Origin of the sequence: Isoptericola dokdonensis DS-3, from assembly GCF_001636295.1 — a bacterium.
GTDB classification, from domain to species: domain Bacteria; phylum Actinomycetota; class Actinomycetes; order Actinomycetales; family Cellulomonadaceae; genus Isoptericola; species Isoptericola dokdonensis.
The window spans coordinates 517,679-529,414 of the sequence record NZ_CP014209.1 but is presented as its reverse complement, the minus strand read 5'-3'; the positions used below and the strand labels follow the sequence as shown (position 1 = coordinate 529,414).

Here is an 11,736-nt window from a genome sequence, read left to right as displayed (position 1 = left end):
GTCGTGCCCGGTCGTCAGCCCTGGCGGGCCTTGTACCGCGGGTTCTGCTTGTTGATGACGTAGGTCTTGCCGCGTCTGCGCACCACCTTCGAGCCGGGGGCGAGCTTGAGCGAGCGGAGCGACGACCGGACCTTCATCGAGTGACCATCTTCCCGTAGCGCTGATCGACCTGCTCGCCGGGGCCGGAGGTCGGGTGGATGTCCTTCTTCATGGCTTCTCCTCACCAGCTGGACTTGGTCACACCGGGCAGCTCGCCCCGGTGGGCCATCTCGCGCAACCGGATGCGGGACAGACCGAACGCGCGGAAGTACGCCCGCGGCCTGCCGTCGACGACGTCGCGGTTGCGCAGGCGGACCCGGCTCGCGTCCCGCGGCTGACGCTGCAGCGCCATGACGGCCGCGGCGCGCTCCTCGGGCGTGGACGCAGGTGACGCGACGACCTCCTTGAGCGCGGCGCGCCGTGCGGCGTAGCGGGCCACGACCTCGGCGCGACGCTCGTTGGCCGCGATCTTGGACTTCTTGGCCATCAGCGCTCCTCGCGGAAGTCGACGTGCTGGCGCAGGACCGGGTCGTACTTCTTGAGCACCATCCGGTCGGGGTCGTTGCGCCGGTTCTTGCGGGTCACGTAGGTGAATCCCGTGCCGGCGGTCGAGCGCAGCTTGACGACGGGGCGCAGCTCGTGGCGGGCCATCAGACCTTCTCCCCTCGGGCGCGGATCCGGGCCACCACGACGTCGATGCCCTGGCGGTCGATCGTCCTGATGCCCTTGGCGCTGACGCGCAGCGTGACGTGGCGTCCCAGCGAGGGCACCCAGTAGCGCTTCTTCTGGATGTTCGGGTCCCACCGGCGCTTGGTCCGCACGTGGGAGTGCGAGATGGAGTGGCCGAACCCCGGGACCGTCCCGAGGACCTGGCAGCGGGCGGACATGGCGTCCCCCTTCCGTTCGAGTTGTTGAGAACGCTTCTCAGCAGGCTAGAGTGTCGCACACGTGAGAAGCGTTCTCAACAACAAGGAGGGGCCTTGTCCGCATTCCCCCACGACCACTCACCCGACGACGAGCCCGTGGCCCTCAGCCTGCTGGTGTCCGTCGACCCGGTGCTGCAGCAGGCGGCCGTCTCGGGGCTCTCGCTCGACGCACCCGGGACGGTCACCGTCCGCCTGGACCTCGCGACCGACGACGGGACCCTGCGCCGCGTCGTCATGGACGCCGACGGCGTCCTCGAGGACGAACGGGTCGCCCTGGAGCACACCTGCCTGTCCTGCTGCGTCCGCGAGGACGCTGTGCCCACGCTGCGCCGCCTCGCCGCCGACGGCCGCTGGACCGCCGTCGTCCTGGCCCTGCCCACGACCGCGGAGCCCCTGCCCGTCACCCGCGCGCTGGAGGTGGAGACCTCCCCCGGCGGGACGCTGGCCCGCTGCCGGCTGGCCACGACCTTCGCCGTCGCCGACCTCGACACCCTCGAGGACGACCTGCTCGGCGCAGAGCTCTGCGGGGAGCGCGGGCTCGAACTCGCCGAGGACGACGAACGGTCCGTCGGGGAGGCGCTGGCGGCCCAGCTCGAGCAGGTCGACCTCGTCGTCACGACCGGCACCTGCGCCACCGGGTCCGGCCTGGTCGACCGCCTCCGCGGCCCCGGCACCCGTCGCCTCGACGGGCTGCACGGGCTGCGCGCGGCCGATCTGGCGGCCGGCAGGCACGACGCCGTCGCTGCGGAGCGTCGCGCGCACCCGCTGTCGGCCCCCGGTGCCATGACGGCGCGCCCGGAAGTCCGGGCGGCCGACCGCAGCTGGACGCTCGTGCTGACCGCCGCCCGGCCGCTCCACCCCGAACGGCTGCTCGACCGCGTGGAGGACCTCGGCACCGGGCCCGTCCGGGCCCGCGGCGTGTTCCGCGTGGCGAACCGTCCGGACTCCGCGTGTCTGTGGGACGGCGCCGGCGGACAGACCTGCCTCGCCGATCTCGGCACATGGGACCAGGTCGCCGCCGGCGCGGAGCCGACGACGCGACTGTGCGTCGTCGGTGCGGGCGATCCCGCCGACGCCGACCGGTTGCGCCGCCGGATCGTCACCGCGTTCGACGCGGTCGTGACCACCCCGCAGGAGGTCGCCGACGGTGGCCTCGCCTGGCTCGGGGCGCACGACGTGCTCGCCCCCTGGCTGGGCGACCGGACCCCTGCCTGACCTGGTCGAGAGCGCCGGGCGTCCGCTGCGGGCCCGCGGAGGGCGTCGCGGTCGGCGCCGGACGGTCCGGTCTGTCGGAGGCGCGCGGGATGCTGACCACCCGTCCGAGCGCAAGGAGCCCGCCATGAGCACCCGCCCCGAACCCGTCGACCCGCCGCAGGTCCCCCGCAGCCCCGCCTTCGCCCAGGGCATGATCCTGCCTGCGGGCCGCACCCTGTACGTGGGCGGCCAGAACGGGATCGACGAGCACGGCACCCTGCTCAAGGGCCTCGGGCCGCAGACGGAGCAGGCGCTGCGCAACGTGCTGGCCGTGCTGGCGGAGGCCGGCACCGACGCCGAGCACGTCGCGAAGCTGACGATCTTCCTCACCGCCGGGGTCGACCCGGACGACGCCTACGCCGCGTCGGCGGACGTGTGGCGGCAGCGCACGGCCGTCACCGTCGTGTCGGTACCGATGTCCCGGCCCGGCGTGCTCGTCGAGATCGAGGCCGTCGCCGCCGTCCCGGAGCGCTGAGCAGCCCGTCCTTCGGGCGCCACGCCGGCTCGCGCGTCGTGGGGGAGGTCAGGCGAGGTGGGCGAGCATCGCGGGGGCGGGCTGCCCCGCCCACGTGCCGGTCAGCGCGGGTCCGTCCAGGTCCCCTGCGGCCTGTCCGGGCTCGCGCACGACGACGACCCGCGCGTCGGCGGGCACCGCCCCGCCGGTGCCGCGCACGTCCATGGTGGGTTCACGTCGCTCCGGCCCGTCCGGCGTCTCGACCAGGAGCTCCACCTGGCCGTCGGCGTCACGGATGACACGCAGCAGCTCGGCGACGTACACCGGGTCGCCCACGGCGTCGTACACCCACCGGGTACCGAGCACCGAGTGCTCGGTCCTGCCGACCAACCACTCCTCGGCGTCCGCCAGCGGGGCGGCCCGGTACGTGAGCGGCACGTGGAGAGTGCGCCCGGCGACCACGACGAGGTGGGACTCGATCCCGACCTCGCCCGCCGGGTCGTCGAAGCGGTACGCGCCGACCGGTTCGACCGACCCCACCTCGCCGTCGAACCAGGGGGCGTGAGGCAGCCAGGCCGCGATGAGCTCCGTCTTGGTCGGGGCGAGGGTCGCCCGGTGCAGGATCGCCATGCGGCCATCCCACCACACGGACGCACGACGGATGTCAGCACCTGACGCGGGACTGCTGCACCGATCGGTGGCGGTCAGTCGCTCGTCGGGTGACGGTGGTGATGATCCGTGATGGATGTCCGGCCGATCTGGCACTCTGGACACCTCGACCTTGGAGGCCGCCATTCACCGCTCTGCGTCATCCGAGCCCGGGCGATCGGGAGCTGCCCGCGGCGTCGACCCCGTGGGCGCACCCTCGGACGACGTCCCGGTGGCCCGATGAGCAGCACCTCGACGTCTCGCGGCGGCCCGTCCACGACCAGGACGGGGTGGGTGACGGCGACAGGGGTCGGCCTCCTGGTGGGCCTGGTCGTGCTGCCGGCCGGCTTCTACACCCTGATCCTGACCTGGAGCGGTGGCCTCCCGATCGGTGCACTCGTCATGGGGGGCGTACTGGTCGGCCTCGTCATCGCCTGCACGCTGGCCATCCGTCGGGCAGGCGGGGAGCCTTTCCTGGGACTCTTCGCCGTGCTTGTCGGTTCGGTTCCGCCCCTCGTCCTTCTGGGTTCGGAAGGATCGCCGGGTGCACACTGGGCGTTGTCGATGGCGATCAGCGGCCTGCTCGCCACGGCGGTCGCAGCCCTCGCGATCCCCGCGACCCGGCGCGTGGCCGCGATCGGTTCCGCAGTGGTGCTCGGCATACCAGCGCTGGTGGCAGCCGTCGTGGTCGCCACCGGCGTCCTCGACGACTACGCGGAACGTGCCGCTGTCCTCGCGCGCCCCTACGAACTCTCGGGTGACTACACCCAGGCCTACCTGTCCACGGGGCCCGACGGCTCGTCGATAGCGGTCTACGAGCTCGCGGACGGCGGCGAGATCCATGTCGCTTCCACTGCTTCGATCGACGATGATCTTCCGGACAGCGACTTCAGCGTCGGGCGGTGCCACGAGAAGATCTCGAACATCACACAGCAGCGGTGGGTCGAGTGTGCTGTCGCGGACGCCCCTTGGCTCGTGCTCACCGGGCATGACGGCGCGACGCCAGAAGACCTCGCAGAATCCGTCGAACACCTGGAGCCGATGTCGAAGCTCGACTTCTACTCCTCGTTCGCGCGCAGCTACATCGAGGTCGTCCCTGGCTAGCTGGTCGGCAGGCGCGTGCCAGCACGACTGCCAGGACGGCGCGTCGACCCCTGCACCTTGCCCTCGTGATCGCGGATGAGGGCGACCATCGCGGTCGGCTCCTTGACCAGCTCCGCCCATGGGGTCCCTGAGAAGGTCTGTATCGAGAGAGTCTCCCCGGTCGCGCCGAACTGGCGTGAGATGGACGACCAGACGGCCAAAGCCCATCTCGGACGACAGGACCGAACACGATGAGACTCACACCCCCAGGCGCAGCCGCGGCGACAGCCGCAGCGTTGACGCTCACCCTCGCCGGGTGCGGACCTGCCGACGAGGTCAGACAGGACGACAGCCCACCAGCCTCCGCACCCGCCACCGCTCCCTCGCCGCCGAGCAGCGGGAGCGCCAGCTCGGATGCCAGCAGCGACGGCACCGGCGACGAGGTCGTGGGCACCGTCGTCCGGTTCTCCGGCGACGACGAAACGGTCGACGTCACGATCGGCGAGGACAGCCCGGCCACGCGCGACTTCCTGAACATGCTGCCGCTGACCTTGGACCTCGAGGAGCTCAACGGCCGGGAGAAGATCGCCTACCTGCCGCGCGACCTGGAGCATGACGGCTCGCCAGGATCAGATCCGGAGGACGGCGACCTCATCTACTTCGTGCCGTGGGGCAATCTCGGCTTCTACTACGACGCCGAGGGGATCGGATACTCCGACCTCACCCTGCACCTGGGCCGCTACGACGCTCCGCTCGACGATCTGGAGCGCCTCGAGGGCGAGATCACGGTGGATGTCCTTCCGTGAGCGCAGCCTCACGCGCCTCGGCGACGCGTGGGCTCTGACGTCTGCGAGGTCGCTCCTCGCGCTTCCGAGATCGGGGCAGGCAGAGCACGGCCCGTGCGCGCGGCGAGCGCGTCGAGAAGCTCCTGCTGGAACGCGTCGTCGAGGGCCGCCGGGTGCGGGCGTATCGCCGCGCGGTGGTGCCAGTACCCACCGGTGCGGGGGCTGAGCTCCGTCTCGGGTGCGGTCGCGAGCCATGCCTGGGTGCGGTGGCCCTCGGCGAGATCGTCCGGCGCGGAGGCACCACCCATCCGGGTGGGCACCCAGCCCGGGTCGGCTGCGTGCGAGAGCATCTCCGGATGCCGGGCCGCGAGGGCCAACGCGAAGGTGGTGACCAGGAGCTTGCTGTCGGAGTACGTCCCGCCACGACCGTCGACCAGGTGGACGTCTGGTCTGCCGGAGAGGTGCATGGAGCTGGAGAGGAAGATCGCCCTGGCGGGGAGCGGCATGGAAGCCGTGAGCTGGTACGGGGCCAGGACGTTGACGGCGAACACGTCGGGGCCGTCCATCGTGCCGGCGTTGTGAACGACGGCGTCGAAGCGTCCGAACGAGTTCGCCTGGTCCGCCACGTCCGACACCTCCTCGTGCTCGGCGAGGTCACCGAGCACGACGCCCCGCACCCGATCCGCTGCTGCGCCGACGCCGTCCAGCCGGTCGCGTCTGCGGGCGTGCAGGACGACATCGTGCCCGTGGTCCGCGAGCTCGAGAGCGGTCGCGAGACCGAGCCCGGTCGACGCGCCCGTGACAAGGACGAGAGCCAAGGCCGTTCTCCTTCTCAGTCGAGGCCGACGCGCAGGACGCGGTCGTCGTCGGGACGCGGATCGCCGCTGCCGTCCGTGTTGTTGGTCAGCACCCACAGCGCCCCGTCCGGGGCGAGCACGGCATCGCGCAGGCGACCGTGCGCACCGAGCAGGTGCTCGGTCGACGCGGCCAGGTCGTTCAGCGGGATCTCGCGGAGTCGTTCGCCCCGCAGGTTCGCGATCCAGATCGACCCGTCGGCGATCGCCATCCCGCTGGGGCTGGCGTCGGCCGGCGCCCACTGCTGTACCGGGTCGGTGAAGCGGTCGTCCCCGGCGATGCCCTCGACCTCGGGCCATCCGTAGTTTCCGCCGGCCTCGATGACGTGGAAGGACGTCCTCACGCGTCCTCTTCGCCGACGAAGGTACGGAACACCCCGCGGTCGCGGTGCAGCGAGAAGATGCGGTCAGCGAGGGCGCCCGGTTCGTGGTCGGGCTCTCCGCCACCGATGCCGCGCGGGATGATCAGCTGCGCCACGTGGATCCCTTCGGGCGCGAGTGCGTCGTGCAGCATCTGCCCATAGGCGCTCTCTGCGGCGAACGCCACCGAGGTGCCCGTCACGTTCCCGTTCGGGGTCACGGCGCTGCCGCCGTTGATGAAGAGGATGGTGCCGCGGCCGAGCTCGCGCAGCCCGGGCAGGACGTGCTGGACCGCGGTCACCGGCCCGTACACCGACTGCTCGACCGGGCCGACGAGATCCTCGGCGGTGGTCTCCAGCACCGGCTTCATGAAGTCCCGCGCCGGCACCGGGCTGTACTGCAGGACCTCGATCGGGCCGAGGTCGGCGGCCGCGGCGTCGAGGGCCGCGCGCAGCGCGTGCGGGTCGCGGGCGTCCGCCGCGTAGCCGCGGGCCGTGACGCCCACCTCCTCGAGCTCGGTGGCGAGCTGGTCCACGTTGGCCTGGGTGCGGGAGATCAGCGCGACGGCAAACCCCTCGCGGCCGAAGCGCAGCGCGGTGGCCCGCCCGAGTCCGGGGCCCGCTCCGATGATCGCGATCGTGCTCACCATGCGTCCTTCCGTCGGTTCTCGAGGGCGGTGGGCGACGGGTCGGTCCAACGAGCATGCCCGCCCACAGCGCCGTCCACCTCCTCCACGGTAGGCAGCCGTCGAGCGGCGCGGGAGTCCCTGCGAGTACCTCCATCGGGCGGGCCTCCCACGCGAGCGCGAGGCGTGGTCGCATGGATCGTGGCCAGCGGCACGGCCCCCGTCCCGGCTCATCCGGCCACGCGGCCCCTGCCCCGCACTCCGCTCCCGTCCGAAGGACCCTGCCCCGTCATGTCCGAAGCATCCACTCCTTCCGCCACCGAGACCTCCCGGCTGCCGCTGCTGATCTATGTCCTCGCGGCCGGGGTGTTCCTGATGGGCACCGCCGAGTTCATCGTCGCCGGCATCCTCCCCGAGATCGCGACCGACCTCGGCGTCAGCGTCGCCGACGCGGGCCTGATGATCACCGTCTTCGCTGTCGGGATGATCGTCGGGACCCCCCTGATGGCGATCGCGACGCTCAAGCTGCAGCGCCGCCTCGCGCTCTCGCTGTCGCTGGTGGTGTTCGCGATCGGTCACCTCGTCGTCGCGCTGGCCTCGAGCTTCCCGCTGGTCCTCGGCATGCGCTTCGTGACGGCCTTGGCCACCGGTGCGTTCTGGGCCGTGGCTGCCGTCGTCGCCGCCAAGGCAGTTGGACCACGGCGCAGCTCCCGCGCGCTCGGCATCGTCCTGGGCGGGGGGATGCTCGCCAACGTCATCGGCGTCCCGCTCGGCGCGTTCGCCGGTCAGTCCGTCGGCTGGCGCGGCCCGTTCTGGGCGCTGGCAGCTCTCGCGCTGGTCGCCGTCGTGCCCATCCTCAAGCAGGTGCCCATCGAGTCCGGCAACGCCCCGGTGCCCTCGGTCAAGGCCGAGATCGCCGGCCTTCGTGACCTGCGGATCTGGCTCGTCCTCGGCGGCGCGGCCATCGTCTGCGGCTCCTCGCTCGCCGCATACAGCTTCATCTCTCCGCTGCTCACAGAGAACACCGGCATGGCCCCGTCCGCCGTCCCGCTGGTGCTGCTCGCCTACGGCGTCGGCGCGCTGATCGGCTCCAACCTCGGCGGCGCCCTCGGTACGCACCGCCCCTACGGCGTGCTCTTCACCGCCGCCGCCGCGACCTTCCTGGTTCTGGTCGGCCTGGCTCTCTTCTCGCACTCGCCGACCGCCACCGTCCTCCTGGTGTTCCTGCTGGGCTTGTTCGGCATGTCGACCAACCCGATCCTCATCGGCAAAGCCGTCGGATACGCCGACGAAGCGCCCACGCTCGCCTCCGCGCTGAGCACCTCGGCGTTCAACGTCGGCACCGCGGTCGGGTCCTGGATCGGCGGGATCGCCCTCGAGTCGGCCCTCGGCGCGACCGGACCGGTCGTCGTGGGAGCGGCGATCGCGGCGCTGTACTTTCTGCCGCTGAGCGCCCTGGTCGTCAGGGACCGGCGCGCGGCACGCGAGTCCGTGGTTGACGCTCCGACCGGCGAGCCGGACACCGTCGAGGCGTGACGAGACGGACCACCGGACCCTCGGTCCGGGATCACGACGGAGACCTACTGCTCCGCTGCCGCAGGCGCGCCGGCTACTCCTGAGCGTGGAAGTCGTCGCCGATGCGCAGGGTGATCTTCACTGCAGCCTCCTCAGTCGGACGGTCGGCCGCCGGTCTCCGTGTGCTGCTCGTCGCCGGCCGGCGCGGCGGCGTCGCGCTCCTCGCTGGCCGCCCAGGACGCGAGCAGCTGCATCCGTTCGGCCGACGGCGACCCGGGCTCGGCGGCGTAGATCGTCAAGGTCAGACCCGGCTCGGACTCCAGTTCCATGCCCTCGTAGGCCAGCGTCATCTCGCCGACGACCGAGTGGTGAAAAGTCTTGAAGCCGGTGCCGTGGTGACGCACGTCGTGCGTTCCCCAGAGGCGGCGGAACTCGTCGTTCCGCGTGGACAGCTCCCCGACCAGGTCGTGCAGCGCCTTGTTGTGCGGGTCACGACCTGCCTCGGTCCGCAGGATCGACACCGTGATCTCGGCGAAGGAGTCCCAGTCCGGATAGAAGTCGAACGCGCGCCGGTCCAGGAAGGTGAACCGGGCGATGTTGGACGGCTGGCCGGGCATGTCGTAGGCGTCCTGGTAGAACGCTCGGCCCAGCGCGTTCGCCGCCAGCAGGTCCATGCGGCCGTTGCGTACGAAGGCGGGGCCGACCGTGACCGCATCCAGCGTCCACTGCAGGCTCGCGTGGGGCGTCCAGCGCTTCGGGCTGCGCCTGCGCGGCGGCCGAGCCACGGGGCTCGCCGCCTGGGCCAGGTCGAACAGGTGTGCCCGCTCGGCGTCGTCCATCCGCAGCGCCATGGCGATCGCGTGAAGGACCTCCGGGGAAGCGCCGCTGATCGTGCCGCGCTCCAGCTTGGTGTAGTACTCCACGCTCACGCCGGCGAGAGTGGCGACCTCGCTCCGTCGCAGGCCGGCCACCCGGCGGTTCGTGCCCGCAGGTAGTCCGACGTCCTTCGGGTCGAGCTTCGCGCGGCGCGAGGTCAAGAACTCGCGCACCTCTGCCCTGTTCTCCATGCGTTTCACCGTAGGCCGACGACCCGGGTCGCGGGAGTCCCTCGCGGTACCTCTTTCGACAGGCGCGGCGGCTGGGGGTCCCTCCCAGTAACTCCCATCCCGACGCGCCACGTGGTGTCGTAGAGGAGAAGCAGCTCGACCAAGCCCTGAGGAGAACACATGCGCGCCGTCGTCATGCACGCACCCCGAGACGTCCGGGTCGACCAGATCGACAAGCCCACCGTCGAAGAGCCCACCGACGCGATCATCCGCGTCACCGCCGCCTGCATCTGCGGATCGGACCTGTGGCCCTATCGCGGCATCGAGGACGTCGACGGACCGACCCCGATGGGCCACGAGTACATCGGGGTCGTCGAGGAGACCGGCGACGATGTTCACGACATCCGGGTCGGCGACTTCGTCGTCGGCTCCTTCGTCGCCTCCGACAACACCTGCGAGATCTGCCAGGCGGGCTTCCAGTCCCGCTGCATCCACCAGGTCATGATGGGTTCGGTCGGCACCCAGTCCGACTACGCGCGGATCCCGCTCGCCGACGGCACCCTCGTCAAGGTGCAGGGCGAGCCCACGCCCGCGCAGACGAAGAGCCTGCTGGCAGCGTCCGACGTGCTCGGCACGGGCTGGTTCGCCGCCGTCGCCGCGGAGGCCGGCCCGGGCAAGACCGTCGCCGTGGTCGGCGACGGCGCCGTCGGACTCCTGGCGATCCTCGCGGCGAAGCGCCTGGGCGCGGAGCGGATCATCGCCATGTCCCGCCATGCCGACCGCCAGGCGCTCGCGAAGAAGCTCGGCGCGACCGACATCGTCGAGGAGCGCGGTGAGGAGGGCGTCGCGAGGATCAAGGAGCTCACCGGCGGGTACGGCGCGCACTCGACCGTCGAGGCCGTCGGCACGCGCGAGTCGATGATGCAGGCCATCCACGCCACCCGACCTGGCGGACACGTCGGCTACGTCGGAGTCTCCCACGGCGTGGAGCTGGACGGCCTCGACCTGTTCTTCGCGACCGTGAGCCTGCTCGGCGGCCCCGCGCCCGTGCGCCGGTTCCTCCCCGAGCTGATCGACCTGATCATGACCGACCAGATCGATCCGGGGATCGTCTTCGACCTCGAGCTCCCGCTCGAGCGTGCGGCCGAGGGATATCAGGCGATGGACGAGCGCCGTGCCACCAAGGTCCTGCTCACGCTGTGACTCCCAGGAAGGACTTCAGGGCGTCGTTGACCTGGTCGCCGTGCGTCCACAGCAACCCGTGGGGCGCGTCCTCGATCTCGACGTAGGTAGCGTCGGGGAGCGCCTGGCGGAAACGACGGGCGGTGGCGTCGATCGGCAGGATGTTGTCCTTGGTGCCGTGCAGGATCATCGTCGGCTTGCCAGCAGCGCGCACGGCGTCGACGTCGGTACGGAAGTCCTCGATCCAGGCCGGGACGACGGCGTAGGCGGCGACCGGTGCGCTGCGGACGGCGACATTCCAGCTGGCCTGAACGGCCTCCGGGCTGATGAGCGAGCCGAGCGTCTCGTCGAGGTTGTAGAAGTTCGTGAAGAACTCGGTGTACCAGGCGTACCGGTCGCCCCGGGCAGCCGCGGCGATGCCGTCGAAGACCTCTTGCGGCACGCCCTCGGGGTTGTCGTCACGCTGGACGAGGAACGGCTCGAGCGAGGCGAGGAACGCCAGCTTGGCGACGCGCTCGTGACCGTACCGGGCGACGTAGCGGGCGAGCTCACCGGTACCCATCGAGAAGCCCACGAGCACGACGTCGCGCAGGTCCAGGGTCTCCAGCAGCACGTGCAGGTCGGCGGCGAAGGTGTCGTAGTCGTAGCCGTGGTGCACCTTCGACGACTGGCCGAAACCGCGCCGGTCGTACGTGATCACCCGGTAGCCCTCGTCCAGCAGCTCCCTGGTCTGACGCTCCCAGCTGTGCCCGTCGAGCGGGTAGCCGTGGATGAGCACGACCGGCTGCCCGCTGCCCTGGTCCTCGTAGTACAGCTCGACCGGCGTGCTGTTCTCGTTCCCTACGGTGATGTAGCCCATGATCCTGGTCCCTTTCGGTTCTGGGCCGCCGGAGGGGCGACCGCTGCTCCCAGCAGATTCCCTGTCGTCACGCCACGGTCAACCGTTCCGGCGAGCCGGTGGCCCG

At 71.3% G+C, this 11,736-nt stretch carries 15 protein-coding genes and 1 pseudogene; 6 read left to right on the top strand and 10 right to left on the bottom strand.

Annotation, left to right across the window (positions count from 1 at the left end; all coding sequences use genetic code 11):
- Positions 1 to 14 precede the first annotated feature (14 nt).
- The 4 genes from ykgO to rpmB all read right to left on the bottom strand — a co-directional run bounded on the left by ykgO (position 15) and on the right by rpmB (position 926).
- Entirely contained in the window at positions 15 to 137 is a 123-nt protein-coding gene (ykgO, locus tag I598_RS02530) for a type B 50S ribosomal protein L36 (protein ID WP_068201001.1), read from the bottom strand.
- 83 nt (positions 138 to 220) lie between these two features.
- A complete protein-coding gene (rpsN, locus tag I598_RS02525) occupies positions 221 to 526 on the bottom strand; it encodes a 30S ribosomal protein S14 (protein ID WP_068200999.1) in 306 nt (101 codons plus the stop codon).
- Positions 526 to 690, bottom strand: coding sequence for a 50S ribosomal protein L33 (gene rpmG, locus I598_RS02520; RefSeq protein ID WP_068200997.1), 165 nt, complete (start codon positions 688 to 690; stop codon positions 526 to 528). The genes rpsN and rpmG overlap by 1 nt, the downstream gene beginning before the upstream one ends.
- A complete protein-coding gene (gene rpmB, locus I598_RS02515) occupies positions 690 to 926 on the bottom strand; it encodes a 50S ribosomal protein L28 (RefSeq protein ID WP_068200995.1) in 237 nt (78 codons plus the stop codon). Before rpmB ends, rpmG begins: the two co-directional genes overlap by 1 nt.
- Before the next feature lie 93 nt (positions 927 to 1,019).
- Between rpmB and I598_RS02510 the strand changes: the two genes are divergently transcribed.
- Together I598_RS02510 and I598_RS02505 are read left to right on the top strand one after the other, a co-directional pair.
- Complete coding sequence (locus I598_RS02510; protein WP_232314235.1) at positions 1,020 to 2,180, top strand: GTP-binding protein; 1,161 nt, start codon at positions 1,020 to 1,022, stop codon at positions 2,178 to 2,180.
- A 124-nt stretch (positions 2,181 to 2,304) separates the two neighbouring features.
- The gene (locus I598_RS02505) at positions 2,305 to 2,694 is read left to right on the top strand and encodes a RidA family protein (protein WP_068200991.1); all 390 of its coding nucleotides are present in this window, start codon (positions 2,305 to 2,307) and stop codon (positions 2,692 to 2,694) included.
- Positions 2,695 to 2,742: 48 nt separating this feature from the next.
- Here the strand turns inward: I598_RS02505 and I598_RS02500 are convergent, their stop codons facing one another.
- Positions 2,743 to 3,303 (bottom strand): CG0192-related protein, encoded by a 561-nt coding sequence (locus I598_RS02500; protein ID WP_068200988.1) that lies wholly within the window; start codon positions 3,301 to 3,303, stop codon positions 2,743 to 2,745.
- A gap of 258 nt (positions 3,304 to 3,561) precedes the next feature.
- Between I598_RS02500 and I598_RS02495 the strand changes: the two genes are divergently transcribed.
- A complete protein-coding gene (locus tag I598_RS02495) occupies positions 3,562 to 4,425 on the top strand; it encodes a hypothetical protein (RefSeq protein WP_068200986.1) in 864 nt (287 codons plus the stop codon).
- A gap of 230 nt (positions 4,426 to 4,655) precedes the next feature.
- The gene (locus I598_RS02485; protein WP_068200983.1) at positions 4,656 to 5,210 is read left to right on the top strand and encodes a cyclophilin-like fold protein; all 555 of its coding nucleotides are present in this window, start codon (positions 4,656 to 4,658) and stop codon (positions 5,208 to 5,210) included.
- Positions 5,211 to 5,218: 8 nt separating this feature from the next.
- On the opposite strand, the gene I598_RS02480 is transcribed toward I598_RS02485, so the two are convergent.
- The 3 genes and pseudogenes from I598_RS02480 to I598_RS02470 all read right to left on the bottom strand — a co-directional run bounded on the left by I598_RS02480 (position 5,219) and on the right by I598_RS02470 (position 7,052).
- Positions 5,219 to 6,007, bottom strand: a complete 789-nt coding sequence (locus I598_RS02480) for an SDR family NAD(P)-dependent oxidoreductase (protein WP_068200982.1) — start codon at positions 6,005 to 6,007, stop codon at positions 5,219 to 5,221.
- A 14-nt stretch (positions 6,008 to 6,021) separates the two neighbouring features.
- Positions 6,022 to 6,372 (bottom strand): annotated as a pseudogene (locus I598_RS02475) (PQQ-dependent sugar dehydrogenase); the annotation flags it as partial.
- An 11-nt stretch (positions 6,373 to 6,383) separates the two neighbouring features.
- Entirely contained in the window at positions 6,384 to 7,052 is a 669-nt protein-coding gene (locus I598_RS02470; protein ID WP_335583272.1) for an SDR family NAD(P)-dependent oxidoreductase, read from the bottom strand.
- Positions 7,053 to 7,214: 162 nt separating this feature from the next.
- Between I598_RS02470 and I598_RS02465 the strand changes: the two genes are divergently transcribed.
- Positions 7,215 to 8,564, top strand: a complete 1,350-nt coding sequence (locus tag I598_RS02465) for an MFS transporter (protein ID WP_232314234.1) — start codon at positions 7,215 to 7,217, stop codon at positions 8,562 to 8,564.
- Positions 8,565 to 8,695: 131 nt separating this feature from the next.
- On the opposite strand, the gene I598_RS02460 is transcribed toward I598_RS02465, so the two are convergent.
- A complete protein-coding gene (locus I598_RS02460) occupies positions 8,696 to 9,610 on the bottom strand; it encodes a helix-turn-helix transcriptional regulator (RefSeq protein WP_068200978.1) in 915 nt (304 codons plus the stop codon).
- 159 nt (positions 9,611 to 9,769) lie between these two features.
- On the opposite strand from I598_RS02460, the gene I598_RS02455 reads away from it, so the two are divergent.
- A complete protein-coding gene (locus I598_RS02455; protein WP_068200976.1) occupies positions 9,770 to 10,792 on the top strand; it encodes a zinc-dependent alcohol dehydrogenase family protein in 1,023 nt (340 codons plus the stop codon).
- Here I598_RS02455 and I598_RS02450 read toward each other — a convergent pair.
- On the bottom strand, positions 10,782 to 11,630 hold the full coding sequence (locus I598_RS02450) for an alpha/beta fold hydrolase (RefSeq protein ID WP_068200974.1): 849 nt from the start codon (positions 11,628 to 11,630) through the stop codon (positions 10,782 to 10,784). The two genes, I598_RS02455 and I598_RS02450, sit on opposite strands and share 11 nt — an antisense overlap.
- Positions 11,631 to 11,736: the final 106 nt, after the last annotated feature.

Bases quoted from the DNA above. Each gene is read 5' to 3' on its own strand.
- I598_RS02455 (WP_068200976.1), top strand. From the start codon at position 9,770: ATGCGCGCCGTCGTCATGCACGCACCCCGAGACGTCCGGGTCGACCAG.
- rpsN (WP_068200999.1), bottom strand. From the start codon at position 526: ATGGCCAAGAAGTCCAAGATCGCGGCCAACGAGCGTCGCGCCGAGGTC.
- I598_RS02470 (WP_335583272.1), bottom strand. From the start codon at position 7,052: ATGGTGAGCACGATCGCGATCATCGGAGCGGGCCCCGGACTCGGGCGG.
- rpmG (WP_068200997.1), bottom strand. From the start codon at position 690: ATGGCCCGCCACGAGCTGCGCCCCGTCGTCAAGCTGCGCTCGACCGCC.
- I598_RS02495 (WP_068200986.1), top strand. From the start codon at position 3,562: ATGAGCAGCACCTCGACGTCTCGCGGCGGCCCGTCCACGACCAGGACG.
- rpmB (WP_068200995.1), bottom strand. From the start codon at position 926: ATGTCCGCCCGCTGCCAGGTCCTCGGGACGGTCCCGGGGTTCGGCCAC.
- I598_RS02450 (WP_068200974.1), bottom strand. From the start codon at position 11,630: ATGGGCTACATCACCGTAGGGAACGAGAACAGCACGCCGGTCGAGCTG.
- ykgO (WP_068201001.1), bottom strand. From the start codon at position 137: ATGAAGGTCCGGTCGTCGCTCCGCTCGCTCAAGCTCGCCCCCGGCTCG.
- I598_RS02500 (WP_068200988.1), bottom strand. From the start codon at position 3,303: ATGGCGATCCTGCACCGGGCGACCCTCGCCCCGACCAAGACGGAGCTC.
- I598_RS02485 (WP_068200983.1), top strand. From the start codon at position 4,656: ATGAGACTCACACCCCCAGGCGCAGCCGCGGCGACAGCCGCAGCGTTG.
- I598_RS02505 (WP_068200991.1), top strand. From the start codon at position 2,305: ATGAGCACCCGCCCCGAACCCGTCGACCCGCCGCAGGTCCCCCGCAGC.
- I598_RS02460 (WP_068200978.1), bottom strand. From the start codon at position 9,610: ATGGAGAACAGGGCAGAGGTGCGCGAGTTCTTGACCTCGCGCCGCGCG.